At 63.5% G+C, this 14,923-nt stretch carries 13 protein-coding genes; 2 read left to right on the top strand and 11 right to left on the bottom strand.

Annotated features, from left to right (window positions below):
* Window positions 1-11 precede the first annotated feature (11 nt).
* The gene (locus V6767_RS08490; protein WP_448473066.1) at window positions 12-647 is read left to right on the top strand and encodes a 2,3-bisphosphoglycerate-dependent phosphoglycerate mutase; all 636 of its coding nucleotides are present in this window, start codon (window positions 12-14) and stop codon (window positions 645-647) included.
* Window positions 648-678: 31 nt separating this feature from the next.
* On the opposite strand, the gene hutC is transcribed toward V6767_RS08490, so the two are convergent.
* The 8 genes from hutC to hutI all read right to left on the bottom strand — a co-directional run bounded on the left by hutC (window position 679) and on the right by hutI (window position 9,974).
* Window positions 679-1,416, bottom strand: coding sequence for a histidine utilization repressor (hutC, locus tag V6767_RS08495; protein ID WP_448473067.1), 738 nt, complete (start codon window positions 1,414-1,416; stop codon window positions 679-681).
* Between the two features lie 4 nt (window positions 1,417-1,420).
* The gene (locus V6767_RS08500) at window positions 1,421-2,212 is read right to left on the bottom strand and encodes an ABC transporter ATP-binding protein (RefSeq protein WP_448473068.1); all 792 of its coding nucleotides are present in this window, start codon (window positions 2,210-2,212) and stop codon (window positions 1,421-1,423) included.
* Window positions 2,209-2,982: an ABC transporter permease gene (locus tag V6767_RS08505; protein WP_018065189.1), complete on the bottom strand. Its 774-nt coding sequence runs from the start codon at window positions 2,980-2,982 to the stop codon at window positions 2,209-2,211. The genes V6767_RS08500 and V6767_RS08505 overlap by 4 nt, the downstream gene beginning before the upstream one ends.
* A gap of 313 nt (window positions 2,983-3,295) precedes the next feature.
* Window positions 3,296-4,240, bottom strand: coding sequence for an ABC transporter substrate-binding protein (locus V6767_RS08510; RefSeq protein WP_448473069.1), 945 nt, complete (start codon window positions 4,238-4,240; stop codon window positions 3,296-3,298).
* Between the two features lie 301 nt (window positions 4,241-4,541).
* Window positions 4,542-6,218: a urocanate hydratase gene (hutU, locus tag V6767_RS08515; RefSeq protein ID WP_448473070.1), complete on the bottom strand. Its 1,677-nt coding sequence runs from the start codon at window positions 6,216-6,218 to the stop codon at window positions 4,542-4,544.
* Between the two features lie 15 nt (window positions 6,219-6,233).
* Window positions 6,234-7,037, bottom strand: coding sequence for an N-formylglutamate deformylase (gene hutG, locus V6767_RS08520; protein WP_448473071.1), 804 nt, complete (start codon window positions 7,035-7,037; stop codon window positions 6,234-6,236).
* 238 nt (window positions 7,038-7,275) lie between these two features.
* Window positions 7,276-8,811 (bottom strand): histidine ammonia-lyase, encoded by a 1,536-nt coding sequence (hutH, locus tag V6767_RS08525; protein ID WP_448473072.1) that lies wholly within the window; start codon window positions 8,809-8,811, stop codon window positions 7,276-7,278.
* Window positions 8,808-9,974 carry an imidazolonepropionase gene (hutI, locus tag V6767_RS08530; protein WP_448473138.1) on the bottom strand — a complete coding sequence of 389 codons (1,167 nt, stop codon included), beginning with the start codon at window positions 9,972-9,974 and terminating at the stop codon, window positions 8,808-8,810. The genes hutH and hutI overlap by 4 nt, the downstream gene beginning before the upstream one ends.
* Window positions 9,975-10,104: 130 nt before the next feature.
* Between hutI and V6767_RS08535 the strand changes: the two genes are divergently transcribed.
* Window positions 10,105-11,451, top strand: coding sequence for a formimidoylglutamate deiminase (locus V6767_RS08535; RefSeq protein ID WP_448473073.1), 1,347 nt, complete (start codon window positions 10,105-10,107; stop codon window positions 11,449-11,451).
* A gap of 271 nt (window positions 11,452-11,722) precedes the next feature.
* On the opposite strand, the gene V6767_RS08540 is transcribed toward V6767_RS08535, so the two are convergent.
* From V6767_RS08540 to V6767_RS08550, 3 genes are all read right to left on the bottom strand, one after another.
* A complete protein-coding gene (locus V6767_RS08540) occupies window positions 11,723-13,144 on the bottom strand; it encodes an alanine/glycine:cation symporter family protein (protein WP_448473074.1) in 1,422 nt (473 codons plus the stop codon).
* Between the two features lie 208 nt (window positions 13,145-13,352).
* Complete coding sequence (locus tag V6767_RS08545) at window positions 13,353-14,375, bottom strand: LLM class flavin-dependent oxidoreductase (RefSeq protein WP_448431752.1); 1,023 nt, start codon at window positions 14,373-14,375, stop codon at window positions 13,353-13,355.
* 253 nt (window positions 14,376-14,628) lie between these two features.
* Window positions 14,629-14,844: a hypothetical protein gene (locus V6767_RS08550; protein WP_448473075.1), complete on the bottom strand. Its 216-nt coding sequence runs from the start codon at window positions 14,842-14,844 to the stop codon at window positions 14,629-14,631.
* Window positions 14,845-14,923 lie beyond the last annotated feature (79 nt).

A 14,923-nucleotide genomic window follows, 5' to 3' on the forward strand; every position in this document is an offset into this window, starting at 1 on the left:
GAACTGATTATATGAGCGGAACGCTGGTTCTGGTCCGTCACGGCCAAAGCGAATGGAACCTGAAGAACCTTTTCACCGGCTGGAAGGATCCCGATCTCACCGATCAGGGCAGAGCCGAGGCCCTTGCCGGCGCCAAGGCGCTGGCCGAAACCGGGATCAAGTTCGACATCGCCTTCACCTCGAACCTCATCCGCGCCCAGAACACCTGCCAGATCATTCTCGACGAGATCGGACAGCCCGACCTCGAGACTATCAGGGACGAGGCGATCAACGAGCGCGATTATGGCGATCTCGCCGGCCTCAACAAGGATGACGCCCGCAAGAAATGGGGCGAGGAGCAGGTCCATATCTGGCGCCGGTCCTACGACGTGCCCCCGCCCGGCGGCGAGAGCCTTAAGGATACCGGCGCGCGGGTGTGGCCCTACTACCTCACCGAGATCCTGCCCCGCGTTCTCAGAGGCGAGAAGGTGCTGGTCGCCGCCCATGGAAATTCGCTGCGCGCGCTGATCATGATCCTCGACAGGATGAGCAAGGAGGAAATCCTGAAGCTCAACCTGGCAACGGGCGTACCCATGGTCTACACGCTGAAGCCGGATTCGACCGTCGCCGACAAGTCCGTGCTGGGCGACATGTCCTCCGCGCACTGAGAGCGGCCCACCGCTTTCTGCCTGTCGGGCGCTAACCCGCCCGGCCCGACGGCGAAAACTCGGCGACAAGCGTGTGCATGTCGCCGGGATAGGTGAGATTGACCTGGGTGATCGACCCGCTGGCATTCCATGTCCGCCGGGCAATCACCAGGCAGGGCGCGCCTTCGCGCAGATCGAGCAGTTCGGCCTCGGCGCGCCCCGCGCCGACGGCATTGATGCGATGTTCGGCCGCACTCCACGGCACCTGTTCCAGGAGCCATGACCCCGGCGGATATCTCGAAAAATCCGCCTCCCGCGCCTGCGGCACTTCCGCAAGGCTGATCAGCCGATCTTCGAGACAGAAGGGGCGGCTTCCGGCGCTGTGAATGCCGCGGATATGCATCACCGCCGTTGGCGCCGACAGCAGCAGCCGCTTGCGATCAGCCTCGCCCGCGCTGCGCTCCGTGGCCTCGATCAGCCGGAAGGCATAGGCAAGGCCAAGCGCGCGCACCTCACGCTCGAGCTGGTGGATTTCCATCACGGCGGCCAGCACTTCCGGCTGGCGCACATAGGAGCCCGATTTGCGCCGGCGCTCGATCAGCCCCTTCTTGACAAGCTGCGACAGCGCCTTGTTGACCGTCATCCGCGAACAGCCGTAATGCGCCGTTAGCTCATGCTCGAAGGGAATGCGGGTGCCTGGCGGCCATTCGCCGGAGAGAATGCGGTCCTCGACCTCCCGTTCGATGCGGGCATGCAGCGCCAGCGGGCGGCTCTCCTTCGCCTCAGCCATGCGCCTATCCCCGGCTCGCCGCGGCGATCACCTCGGCGCGGATTTCCTCGGTGAGCTGCATCCTGAGCTTCGCGAATTCCGGATCGGCCTTGAGGCGATAGTCGCGCGGGTGGGCGAAATCGACCGGCGTGATCGAGGAAATCCGCCCCGGCCGCGCCGACATGGTCACGACCCGCGAGGCCATGAACACCGCCTCCTCGATATCGTGGGTGACGAAAATCACCGTCTTCTTCTCCCGCTCCCAGATACCGAGCAGAAGCTCCTGCATCAGCCCGCGGGTCTGGTTGTCGAGCGCGCCGAAGGGCTCGTCGAGCAGCAGGATCTTCGGGTCGTTCGCAAGCGCGCGGGCAATCGCCGTTCTCTGCTGCATGCCGCCGGAAAGCTGCTTCGGCCAGTGATCGGCGAAAGCGGAAAGGCCGACGCGGTCGAGATAGAGATCGACAGTCTCCTTGATGGCCGAGGCCTTCATGCCTTTCTCGCGCAGGCCGAAGCCGACATTCTCGCGAATCGTCAGCCACGGAAACAGCGTATAGGACTGGAACACCATGCCGCGATCCGCGCCCGGCCCCCTGATCTCCCCGCCTTCCAGGTAGACAGCGCCGGTGGTCGGCCTGTCGAGACCGGCGACGATGCGCAGAAGCGTCGACTTGCCGCAGCCGGAGGGCCCGAGAATGGTGACGAAATCGTTCTTTTCAAGCGTCAGGTCCGTTGGCGACAGCGCCTGAACCGGCTTCGCGCCCCGACGGCCGGGAAAGACCCGCGAGACGCCTTTGACTTCGAGTTCCGGCGCGCTCATGCGAACCTCCAGGCAAACAGATGGCGGTTTGCGAGCTTGAAGGCAAAGTCCGAGATAAGGCCAATCACACCGATGACAATGATCCCGAAAATGATCTGCCCGGTCGCCATAAGCGCCTGCGAATTGATGATCATGTAGCCGATGCCCGAGGACGCGCCGATCAGTTCGGCGACGATGACATAGGTCCAGGCCCAGCCGAGTACGAGCCGCAGCGTCTCTGCGATATCCGGGGCCGAAGCGGGCAGCAGCACGCGCCGGACGATGCCCCTGTCGGAAGCGCCAAGCGTGTAGGCCGCCTCGACCAGATCGCGTCTGGTATTGGCGACATAGACCGCAACCATCAGGATGATCTGGAACACCGCGCCGATGAAAATGACGAGAAGTTTCTGCATCTCGCCAATGCCGGCCCAGAGGATCAGGAGCGGCACGAAGGCGGAGGCCGGCAGATAGCGCGCGAAGGAAACGAAAGGTTCAAGCAGCGCCTCGATCGGCTTGTAGGCCCCCATGGCGATGCCGACGGGCACCGCGATGACCGAGGCCAGCACGAAACCGCCGACGACGCGCCAGACGGTGATGCCGATATCGCCGAGAAAACCGCGCTTCGACAACAGCCACCAGCCATCCTTCATCATGGTGATCGGATCGGCCAGAAAGGTCTTCGACACGAACCCGCCAAAGGTCGCAAAAGACCAGCCGGCAAAGAAGATCACGAAGAACAGGATGCCAAGCGACAATCTTAGCTTCGGGCTGATAGGCTCAAGCGGTTTCATCGGGTCTCCGTGTTTGGGTGGCGGACATGCGAGGTAAGTTTATTTGCCGGCTGGTCATTGCCAGTTTTGGAAGGAGCAAGGGCATGCAAATTTAGCAAGCCCTCACCTCCTATTCTGCGTCATCCTCGGGCTTGACCCGAGGATCCAATCCCTTATTCCTGCGAGCGGAGGGGCCGTCTCTTTGTTGGGCCTTCCGATCTTAACAAACCAGCGCCGACCGGCGGCGATGTGGTTAGATCCTCGGGTCAAGCCCGAGGATGACGGAAGTGGGGAGGCAGTGCCCCAAACAGACATGCTTCCGGGAGATTGCAGACTATTCCTGGATAAACGACGGATCGGCAAGCGTCGTCAGGTCCGGGATCTCGCGGATCACGCCGGCATCGAGCAGCAGTTGCGCGGCATCGGCCGAGAAGTCGTTGAACTCGCCGCCGAAGAACGCGATCGCGGCATCGCGGTCCTGCCATTCGAGATACTGCGCCGAGCCGGCGAACTGTTCTGCCGACTGGTTCACGTCAGCGCCCATGATCTCGTAGGATTTTTCCGGTTCGGCAGCGATCATGTCGAGCGCTTCGTAATAGGAGGTGGCGATTGCCTTGGCGGCATCCGGGTTTTCCTCAAGGAAGGCCGGCGTGCAGCCGAACGTGTCCATGACGGCCGGATAGTCGAGCGTGGTGGCGATGATCTTGCCGGCGTCGGGCGCTTCACGAACCGACGACAGGTAAGGCTCATAAGTCATCGCGGCATCGTTCTGGCCGGCGATGAAGGCCTGAGCGGCGGGACCGGGTTCAAGATTGACGACCTTGACGTCATCCATCGTCATGCCGTTTTCCTTGAGGATCCAGGCGAGATAGAAATAGGGCGAAGTGCCGGGGGCGGATGCCGCGACGGTCTTGCCCTTCAGGTCGGCGATCGATTCGATATCGTTACGCACCACCATGCCATCGGCGCCGTGGGACTTGTCGAGCTGGAAGATCTGCGTGGTCGGCACCCCGGCCGCGGCCCAGACGATCCAGGTTTCCACCGTGGTGGCGGCGCACTGGATATCGCCGGAGGCGAGCGCCAGATGGCGGCTTGCCTGCGGGATCTTGACCAACTCGACATCGAGCCCGTTCTTTTCAAAGATACCGGCTTCCTTGGCCAGCGTCAGCGGTGCAAAGCCCGTCCAACCGGACAGGCCGACCGAGACCTTGGTTTCCTGCGCATATGCGTTTGTCGCCAGAGCCGAAGCTGCGATGGCGGTTGCTGCAAGCCATTTCATGTTATGATCCCCTTTTATACGAGCGTCGTGGCCCTTGTTGCGAGGACGCCAGTGTAGACGGGATTCGATTTTCTTGTCTAGACATAACCGGCGCAGCAAACGCTGTTGTTCATCATGGAAGACCTTCATCCGGCCTTCGGCCACCTTCTCCCCAAGGGGAGAAGGGGACGCCGGAGACGCATTGCCTATCCGCTCTTCAAGGCATTCGCCGCTTGCTCCCCCTCGCCCCGCAGGGGAGAGGGTGGCGCGCATGCGCCGGGTGAGGGGCGGAACCCCTGCGCCAGTCGGTCCTCCGGACCAATCAGTTCCCGAGAATACCCGGCAGACGCAGATCGTTTTCCTTCGCGCATTCGATGGCGATATCATAACCCGCATCGGCATGGCGCATGACGCCGGTGGCCGGGTCGTTCCAGAGCACGCGGCCGATGCGGCGGGCGGCATCGTCCGTTCCGTCGCAGCAGATCACCATGCCGGCATGCTGGGAGAAGCCCATGCCGACGCCGCCGCCGTGATGCAGCGACACCCAGGTGGCACCGGACGCCGTGTTGAGCAGGGCATTCAGGAGCGGCCAGTCGGACACGGCATCGGAACCATCCTGCATCGCCTCGGTTTCCCGGTTCGGCGAGGCGACGGAACCAGAATCCAGATGGTCGCGGCCGATCACGATCGGGGCCTTGAGCTCGCCGTTCTTCACCATTTCATTGAAGGCAAGACCAAGCCGGTGGCGGTCGCCCAAACCGACCCAGCAGATGCGCGCCGGAAGCCCCTGGAAATGGATGCGCTCGCGCGCCATGTCGAGCCAGTTGTGCAGGTGCGCATTGTCCGGCAGCAGCTCTTTCACCTTGGCGTCAGTCTTGTAGATGTCCTCCGGATCACCGGAAAGGGCGGCCCAGCGGAACGGGCCGATGCCCTTGCAGAACAGCGGACGGATATAGGCCGGCACGAAGCCCGGAAAATCGAAGGCGCGTGTCAAGCCCTCTTCCTTGGCCATCTGACGGATATTGTTGCCGTAATCGACGGTTGGAATGCCCATGTCCCAGAAGGCGAGCATCGCCTCCACATGGGTGCGCATCGAGGCGCGCGCGGCTTTTTCGACCGCCTTCGGATCACGCTCGGCCTTCTCGCGCCATTCGCCGAGGCTCCAACCGGCGGGCAGATAGCCATTGACCGGATCATGCGCCGAGGTCTGGTCGGTGACGATATCGGGCCGGACGCCGCGTTTGACCAGTTCGGGCAGGATTTCCGCCGTATTGCCGAGCAGGCCGACGGACTTCGCCTCGCCTGCCTTCGTCCAGGCGTCGATCATGGCAAGCGCTTCGTCCAGCGTCTCGGCCTTTTCATCAACATAGCCGGTGCGCAAACGGAAATCGATGCGGGTCGGATCGCATTCGACGGCGAGGCAGGAGGCGCCGGCCATGACGGCGGCGAGCGGCTGCGCGCCGCCCATGCCGCCGAGACCGCCGGTGAGGATCCACTTGCCCGAAAGGTCGCCGTTATAGTGCTGGCGGCCGGCCTCCACGAAGGTCTCGTAGGTGCCCTGCACGATGCCCTGCGCGCCGATATAGATCCACGACCCGGCCGTCATCTGGCCGTACATCATCAGGCCCTTCTTATCGAGTTCGTGGAAATGGTCCCAGTTGGCCCAGTGCGGCACGAGGTTGGAATTGGCGATCAGCACGCGCGGCGCATCCTTGTGCGTGCGAAACACGCCGACCGGCTTGCCGGACTGCACCAGCAGCGTCTCATCCTCTTCCAGCGTCTTCAGCGTCTCGACGATCCTGTCGAAATCGCCCCAGGTGCGGGCCGCGCGGCCGATGCCGCCATAGACGACAAGCTCATGCGGCTTTTCGGCGACATCCGGATCGAGATTGTTCATTAGCATCCGGAGCGGCGCTTCGGTGAGCCAGCTCCTGGCGTTGAGTTCCGTGCCGGTCGGCGCGTGAATTTCGCGGGCATTGTGTCGCGGGTTGTCGGTCATGGCGTGTTCCCTCTTTTACATGCGTGCGGAGAACGACAGGCGTTCGATCCGCTCCAGAATGTCCTGCAGGTGGCGGCGCAGCTTTTCCGCCTTGGCCTCGTCATAAGCGAAGGGCGGCGCTTCCGTCTCCAGATGGGTCGACCGCGCCAGTTCCATCTGGATGGCGTGGACGCCAGTCGCAGGCTGGCCGTAATGCCGCGTCGTCCAGCCGCCCTTGAAGCGGCCATTAACGGCATGGTTGTAACCCGGCGCATGGGCGACCACGCTTTGCGCCGCCGCCTCGAATTCGGGGGCGCAGGTCGTGCCGAGATTGGTGCCGATGTTGAAGTCGGGCAGCTTGCCTTCGAACAGGAACGCAATATGCGAGCGGATCGAGTGGCAATCGTAGAGAATGGCGATGCCGTGCTCCCGCTTCACCCGCGCGATTTCCGCGACAAGCGCCGCGTGATAGGGGGCATGGAAAGTTCTGGTCCGCTCCGCTATATCGGCCTCCGTCGGTTCCGCGCCCTCCTTCCAGATCGGCTTGCCGTCGAAATCCGTCTCCGGCACCAGACCGGTGGTGTTCTGTCCGGGATAGAGGCTGACGCCTTGGGGATCGCGGTTCGCATCGATGACATAGCGATGGAATGTCGCCTTCACCGTCGTCGCATCGGCAAGCAAGCCGTCATAGAGCCGGTCGACATGCCAGTCGGTATCGGCGAGCAGACGGCCGTTATCGTTCAGCCGCGCCTCGATCTCCGGCGGGATATGGGTGCCGGTGTGCGGGAAGCCGAGGATGATGGGCGACGCGCCCTGTTTGACGATAACGGGATCGGTCATGGGACAATATTCCTACGTCTAGTGTTACTGCTTGCGCCGCTTGCCCTCATCCGGCCTTCGGCCACCTTCTCCCCAAGGGGAGAAGGGGACGCCGGGAACGCCCTGCCTGTCCGCCTGTTCCGGCGATGGCTGCTTGCTCCCCCTCGCCCCGCAAGGGGAGAGGGTGGCGCGAATGCGCCGGGTGAGGGGCGGAACCCCGGCGTGTGCGGTCGCGCACCCTCCCTTTCCACAAGCGCCATCAACTCTTCAACTCCGGCAAAACCCCTGCCCCGACCGCACTGATCAACACGCCATCACCCACCGCCACAGCCGCCTTCTCAAGATCGCCGGCCATATAGCGGTCGTTTTCCAGCGTCGGCACCAATCCCCGGAACGTGGCGATCACCCCTTGCAACGCCGGGCTGGTGACAAGCGGCGCGCGCAGTTCGACGCCCTGAACGCCGCAAAGCGCCTCAATGCCGATAATGCTCGCCAGGTTCTCGGTCATCGCCAAAAGCCGCCGCGCGCCGTGGCAGGCCATCGAGACATGGTCTTCCTGATTGGCCGAGGTCGGCGTGGAATCGACCGAGGCCGGGTGCGCCATCTGCTTGTTCTCGCTCATCAGCGCGGCGGACGTGACCTCCGCGATCATCAGCCCGGAATTGAGCCCCGGCTTTCTCGAAAGAAACGCGGGGAGGCCGAAGGAGAGTGCCGGGTCCACCAGAAGCGCAATCCGCCGCTGGGCAATCGCGCCGATCTCGCAGACGGCGATGGCGATCTGGTCGGCGGCGAAGGCCACCGGCTCGGCATGGAAATTGCCGCCGGAAACGACGCTGTCATCGGAAAGCACCAGCGGATTGTCGGTGGCCGCATTGGCCTCGATTTCCAGCGTGCGTCCGGCCTGGCGCAGAAGGTCGAGGCAGGCGCCATCGACCTGCGGCTGGCAGCGAATGCAGTAAGGGTCCTGCACCCGCTCGTCGCCTTCGATATGCGAAACGCGGATTTCGGAGCCTTCGAGCAGGGCGCGCAGGCTTGCCGCCGCATCGATTTGGCCCTGATGACCGCGCAGCGTATGGATATCGGGATGGAACGGGGCCGGCGAGCCCATTGCCGCATCGGTGGACAGAGCGCCGGTGACGAGCGCAGTGGCGGCGCAGCGGAAGGCGCGGAACAGGCCGGCAAGCGCGAGCGCCGTCGACACCTGCGTGCCGTTGATCAGCGCAAGCCCTTCCTTGGCGGCGAACTGAACGGGCGTGAGGTCGGCCTTTCCCAGCGCCTCTCGACCGGAAAGCCGCTCGCCGGCGAAGAAGGCTTCGCCTTCGCCCATCATCACGGCGGCCATATGGGCAAGCGGCGCAAGATCGCCGGAGGCGCCCACCGATCCCTTTTCCGGGATCACCGGCGTAACGCCCTTTGCCAGCATGCCTTCGATCAGGCGCACCAGTTCCAGCCGCACGCCGGAAGCGCCGCGGCCGAGCGAGATCAACTTCAGCGCCATGACCAGGCGCACGACGCTGGCCTCAAGCGGCGCGCCAACGCCGCAGCAATGCGACAGGATAAGATTGCGCTGCAGGGTGGCCGTGTCCGCGGCATCGATCTTGATCGAGGCGAGTTTGCCGAAGCCGGTATTGATGCCGTAGACGGGCGCATTGCCGGCCGCGATCGCGGCAATGCGGGCGGAGGCCTTTTCGATGGCGGCATCGCAGCCGGGGTCGAGCCGCACGGCATCATCGCCGCGATAGATTTTTTCCAGCGTGGCGAGCGTCACGTTGCCGGGGTTCAGGATAAGCGTCATCGCATAACCTCATCACCGGCGATATAGAGTCGGGACAGCGGATTGAAACCGATACGGTAGACAAGCTCGGCCGGCGCATCGACATCCCAGATGGCGATATCGGCAGCCTTGCCGGCTTCCAGCATGCCGATTTCCTCCGCGAGACCGAGCGCGCGGGCCGCATTGGCCGTAACGCCGGTGAGGCATTCGGTGACCGTCATGGCGAACAGCGTCGCGCCCATATTCATCGTCAGAAGCAGGGAGGTCAACGGCGAGGTGCCGGGATTGCAATCGGTCGCGAGCGCCAGCGGCACGCCCGCGTCCCTGAGTGCTGCGACCGGCGGAAGCTGTTTTTCCTTCAGCGTGTAGAAGGCCCCGGGCAGCAGAACCGCGACGGAGCCTGCGGCGGCCATGGCCTTCACGCCGGCCTCATCGAGATATTCAAGGTGGTCGGATGACAGCGCGCCATAGGAGGCCACCATCGCCGCACCTCCGAGATTGGAAAGCTGTTCGGCATGAAGTTTGGCCGGCAGACCAAGCGCCCTAGCCTTGTCGAAAAGCGGACGAAGTTCGTCCGGCGAAAAGGCGATGCCCTCGCAGAAGGCATCGACCGCATCGACCAGACCTTCGCGGTGGGCAATCTCCAGGCCGGGCAGAACGACGTCAGCGATATAATCCGCGTTCCGGCCCTTATATTCCGGCGGTGTTGCGTGGGCGGCAAGCCAGGTGGTCTTGATCCGGACGGGACGAAGCGTGGCAAGGCGCCGCGCCGCCCGCAGCATCTTCAGCTCGGTCTCGATATTGAGGCCATAGCCGGACTTGATCTCGATGGTGGCGACGCCTTCGGCAAGCAGGGCGTCCAGACGCGGCAGCGCTGCCTCGACCAGTTCATCCTCGCTCAGCGCATTCGTGGCCGTTACGGTCGAGACGATGCCGCCTCCGGCGCGCGCGATTTCCTCGTAGGACGCGCCCTCCAACCGCATCTCGAATTCCTTCGCGCGGCTGCCGCCATAGACGAGATGGGTATGGCAGTCGATCAGCGCCGGGGTGACGAGCCGTCCACCGCAATCGATCGTGTCGAAGCCGGAGCAACGCTCCGGCAATCCCGCTTCGGGGCCGACATAGGCAATGCGCCCGGCCTCAACGGCGAGCACGCCTTCGATGGCCTCAGCACCATCGGTCATGGCGGCAATAAGGGCATTGGTAAAAAGTTTCGGCGCGGCGGAAGCCATTCCTTTCCCCTTGTTGTTTTTGGTCGGATATTATGTATATACATAATACAATTACGCGCAACAATAAAATGGGGCTCATCGCATGGCACTCTTCGCCGAAAACATTCTGACACTCGAGGGCTGGCGCGCCAATGCGCGGATCGCCATCGAAGGCGGCCGCATCGCCGGCCTCGCCTTCGATCAGACGCCTGAACCGGGCGACGAGCGCCACGGCATCATCGTGCCCGCGATCGCGAACGTTCATTCCCACGCTTTCCAGCGCGCCATGGCCGGCCTCGCCGAGCGGCGCGGGCCCGCAAGCGACAATTTCTGGAGCTGGCGCGAGGTGATGTACCGCTTCACCTTCGCCATCGAACCGGATGAGGCCGAGGCCATCGCCGCCCAGCTTTATATGGAGATGCTGGAGGCCGGTTTTGCCCGCGTCGGCGAGTTCCACTACCTCCACAATGACAAGGACGGCAGTCCCTACGACAATATCGGCGAGATGGCCGAGCGCATCGCGGCGGCCGCGTCCGACACCGGCATCGGCCTGACGCTTCTGCCGGTCTTTTACGCTCATTCCGATTTCGGCGGCGCGGCGCCGAACAATGGCCAGCGCCGCTTCATCCACGATCGCGACAGTTTTGCCAGCCTGATGGAGGCGTCCGCAAAGATCGTCTCCGGCCTCGATCACGCCGTCCTCGGTGTCGCCCCGCATTCGCTGCGGGCCGTCACCCCGGAAGAGCTCGAATTGGTCGCAAGCCTGACCGACGGCCCGGTGCACATGCATATCTCCGAGCAGACGAAGGAAGTCGACGACTGCCTTGCCTGGAGCGGCAAGCGCCCGGTGGATTGGCTGCTGGAAAACAGCCGCGTCGACGGCCGCTGGTGCCTGATCCACGCCACCCACATGACCGATGCCGAGACCGATGGGCTCGCAAGGTCCGGCGCGGTTGCCGGGCTCTGCCCGGTCACGGAAGCCAATCTCGGCGACGGCATTTTCCCGGCAAGCCGGTTTCTGGCCTCAGGCGGCGCCTTTGGCGTCGGCTCCGATTCCAACGTGCTGATCGGCCTTGCCGACGAATTGCGCCAGCTCGAATATGCCCAGCGCCTTGGCGAACGGGCCCGCAACGTCATCGCCGAACCCGGCGGCACCACCGGCCGCCGCCTGTTCGACGGCGCACTCTCGGGAGGCGCGCAGGCCATGGGTATCGAGGCTGGTATTGCAGACGGCAGGCCAGCCAGCTTCTTCTCCCTCGACAATCGCGCTGCCCCTTGGCTCACGGGAGATCAGTCCCTGGACGGCTTCATCTTCGCCGGCCAGATGAAACCCGACTGCGTCTGGGCCAACGGCGTCAAACAGGTCGAAGGCGGCCGGCATGTGAAGCGCGCAGCGATCCAGGCGCGGTTCCGTAAGGCGATGGCGGCGCTGATGGGACGGAGCGGCTGAGCGTTCCAACTGCGTCGACGTCGGGTTCGGCGTGAAATTGATGGCAATCTATCCGCCACAATCTCCCCCCTTGAGGGGGAGATGTCGCGAAAGCGACAGAGAGGGGTAAAGGGCGCAAGCCCTAAAAGCCGCGTACTCCGTGCTCTCGGAGAGGGTTCACCCCTCTCTGCCCCTGTCGGGGCATCTCCCCCCTAAGGGGGGAGATTGAAGGCTGCAAGGCTTGGAGCCAACCGCTGTAGGAAACGGCAGCACTCCCTTCCATCACATCACATCACTTCGCGTCGGGCCAGGCCGTCGGGTCGGTGTCGAGATCCGGGAATTTCTTCGGGTCGAACACCGGTCGCTTGATCCCGGCGGCGAGTTGGTCGCGGAAATCGTTGATCAGCCGGAGCGCGATCGGGAACAGCATCATCAGCGCCAGGAGGTTGACGACCGCAAGGATGCCCATCATCGGATCGGAGAAGTTGAACACCGCCGTGGCACCCGGCGCGACCGCGCCGATGAACACGATGGCGATGATGACAATCCTGAGGATCTGCAGCGCGCTCGCCTTGTCGGTCATGAAATCCAGCGCGTTCTCGCCGAGATAGTAATTGTAGATGATCGACGAGAACGAGAACAGGAAGATCGCCGCCGTCAGATAATACTGCGCCCAGGCGCCGAGGTGATCGACAATGCTCTGCTGGGTCAGGATCACGCCGTCGACCCCTTCCTGGCCCGGCTGATAGACGTCGCCGAGCAGGATCACGAAGGCGGTGCAGGAGCAAATGATCATCGTGTCGATGAACACCGAAAAGCTCTGGGTGATGCCCTGGCTCACCGGGTGGCGGACATAGGCGGTAGCCGCCACGTTGGGCGCCGAGCCCAGCCCCGCCTCATTGGAAAACAGACCGCGCCTGAGCCCGTTGGCAACCGCAGCCCCGATGCCGCCGGCCACCGCCTCGCGGAAGCCAAGCGCATTGGCGACGATATCCCACAACACCGCCGGAACGGAGGTGATATTGAGGAGGATGATCACCAGCGCCATGCCGATATAGCCAAACGCCATGATCGGGATGATGACATCGGAAACCTTGGCGATGCGATGAATGCCGCCGAAAACGATGAAGCCGGTGGCGGCCGCCAGCACGATGCCGGTGACATAGCGCGGAATGCCGAGGCTGTCGGCCGCCGCGCCCGCGACGGTATTGCCCTGAAACGCATTGAAGCCGATCGCGAAGGCCGCGATCAGGCACACCGCATAGATCAGCGCCAGCCAGCGATAGTTTTCGCCAAGACCGTGGATAATGGCCTGGGCCGGGCCGCCGCGATAATCGCCATTCGGTTCGGTGCGCTTGTAGGCCTGGGCAAGGGTCGCTTCGACCAGACCCGAGCACATACCGACAAGGGCGATCGCCCACATCCAGAACACCGCGCCCGGCCCGCCGGCCGTGATCGCAACCGCCACGCCGGCAATATTGCCGCCGCCGACGCGACCGCCGACCGAAACGAACAGCGCCTCGCGGGCGCTGATCTTGGAGGGATCGCCATCCTCGTCGCCCCACAACACGCCGAACATGCGCTTGAAGAACCGGAACTGGACGAAGCCGCTCGCCGCCGAGAAGAACACGCCGAGCACGACCAGGAACGGCACCAGCGCCCAGCCCCAGGTCAGATCATTGATGTAGGTGAAAATCGTATCGAAAAACTGCACTGCCAGTCCCCTTTTGTCGCAAATGCATGCCGCGCCTACGCGCATCGATGCTCAGGGTCCCCACCCGAACGGACCGGTATGGCCCGTTGTTTTTGATTTGCTTAAAGGAAAGCGTATGCGCGAACGCGCGATGGGGCAAGCAGGTTCTAACCTGTCATGTGTCAGATTGACGCGGCGGGCGCTATGCCCGTCGCGTCGAAAGGAGCGGTCAGCGCCAGCCGAGACCGGGCGCGACATGTTTCAGGATCGCCTCGATGACATGGGCGTTATAGGCAACGCCCAGCTGGTTCGGCACGGTGAGCAGCAGCGTGTCGGCCTCGGCAATCGCCTCGTCGCCCTTCAGCTGTTCGATCAGCCGGTCCGGCTCGGCGGCATAGGAACGGCCGAACACCGCGCGGGTCTTCTCATCGATATAGCCGATCGAATCCTGCTCGTTGCCGCCACGGCCGAAATAGGCGCGGTCCATGTCCGTGGTGAGCGCGAAGATCGAACGGCTGACCGAAACCCGCGGCGTCCAGTCGTGCCCGGCTTCTTTCCAGGCGGCGCGGTAGGCGCGGATCTGGTCGGCCTGCTGCCGGTGCAACGGCTCGCCGGTTTCGTCGAATTTCAGCGTCGAGCTCTGCAGGTTCATGCCCAGTTTCGCCGCCCATTCCGCCGTCGCATTGGTGGCCGAGCCCCACCAGATGCGCTTTCTCAGCCCCTCCGAATGCGGCTCCAGCCGCAACAGACCGGGCGGGTTGGGAAACATCGGGCGCGGATTGGGCTCGGCAAAGCCCTTGCCTTCAAGCTGGTCAAGGAACACTTCCGTATGGCGCCGCGCCATGGCGGCATCGTCTTCCCCTTCGCCGGGCTGATAGCCGAAATAGCGCCAGCCCTCGATCACCTGTTCAGGCGATCCGCGCGAAATGCCGAGTTGCAGCCTTCCGCCGGAGATCAGATCGGCGGAGCCCGCATCCTCGACCATGTAGAGCGGGTTTTCGTAACGCATGTCGATCACGCCGGTGCCGATCTCGATACGGCTGGTCCTCGCGCCGATCGCGGCCAGCAGCGGAAATGGCGAGGACAATTGCCGGGCGAAGTGATGGACGCGAAAATAGGCGCCATCCGCGCCCAGTTCCTCGGCGGCGACCGCAAGGTCGATCGATTGCGACAGCACATCGGCGGCCGAGCGGGTCGCCGATTGCTGCGACGGCGTCCAGTGTCCAAAGGACAAAAATCCTATTTTCTTCATAACCTGCATACCTCCGGCATGTTCATGCCTCTGTTTGCGTGGCGTAAGCCCGTTTTCCGATAGATGCCGTTCACGCAGACCAAGAGCAATGGGGCATTCGATGAACACTGCGTTTCCCGGTCAACGCGCGCGCAAACGCAAAACGACCCGCCATCGGGCGGGCCGTCTCAATGTCGGTATATCGGTGCGGCCTGAACCGAACAATGACGGCGCAGGGGAAAATCAGCCGGTCAAACCAAAACCCGAACAGGGGCTATTTGGTCGCCTTGCGGACCCGGTCTTTCCTGGGCTTTTCCGCCGGAGCAGTCGCATCCCGCTCCATTCTCAGCCGGCGCAAACGCGCCGTCTTGGTATCCAGAAGCCTGGCCTCTTCGGCGATGATCTCGCGCGCCGCCTTGTCTGTGGTCGCGAGCTTGTCCGTCGCCGAAACCCGGCCGGGTTTGGAAAGCTGATCTTTTGTCTCAGTCATGGCTGTCTCCCTGACCGGAAGCCGCACCGGCTTCCTGGGCATTCCGCGACCAGACGCGATCGCCTGATCCCTGCGAGAA

The organism is Martelella sp. FLE1502, assembly GCF_053484255.1.

Bases quoted from the DNA above. Each gene is read 5' to 3' on its own strand.
- V6767_RS08500 (WP_448473068.1), bottom strand. From the start codon at position 2,212: ATGAGCGCGCCGGAACTCGAAGTCAAAGGCGTCTCGCGGGTCTTTCCC.
- V6767_RS08510 (WP_448473069.1), bottom strand. From the start codon at position 4,240: ATGAAATGGCTTGCAGCAACCGCCATCGCAGCTTCGGCTCTGGCGACA.
- hutH (WP_448473072.1), bottom strand. From the start codon at position 8,811: ATGACGCTTATCCTGAACCCCGGCAACGTGACGCTCGCCACGCTGGAA.
- V6767_RS08505 (WP_018065189.1), bottom strand. From the start codon at position 2,982: ATGAAACCGCTTGAGCCTATCAGCCCGAAGCTAAGATTGTCGCTTGGC.
- hutI (WP_448473138.1), bottom strand. From the start codon at position 9,974: ATGACCGATGGTGCTGAGGCCATCGAAGGCGTGCTCGCCGTTGAGGCC.
- V6767_RS08535 (WP_448473073.1), top strand. From the start codon at position 10,105: ATGGCACTCTTCGCCGAAAACATTCTGACACTCGAGGGCTGGCGCGCC.
- V6767_RS08490 (WP_448473066.1), top strand. From the start codon at position 12: ATGAGCGGAACGCTGGTTCTGGTCCGTCACGGCCAAAGCGAATGGAAC.
- hutC (WP_448473067.1), bottom strand. From the start codon at position 1,416: ATGGCTGAGGCGAAGGAGAGCCGCCCGCTGGCGCTGCATGCCCGCATC.
- V6767_RS08545 (WP_448431752.1), bottom strand. From the start codon at position 14,375: ATGAAGAAAATAGGATTTTTGTCCTTTGGACACTGGACGCCGTCGCAG.
- hutU (WP_448473070.1), bottom strand. From the start codon at position 6,218: ATGACCGACAACCCGCGACACAATGCCCGCGAAATTCACGCGCCGACC.
- V6767_RS08550 (WP_448473075.1), bottom strand. From the start codon at position 14,844: ATGACTGAGACAAAAGATCAGCTTTCCAAACCCGGCCGGGTTTCGGCG.
- hutG (WP_448473071.1), bottom strand. From the start codon at position 7,037: ATGACCGATCCCGTTATCGTCAAACAGGGCGCGTCGCCCATCATCCTC.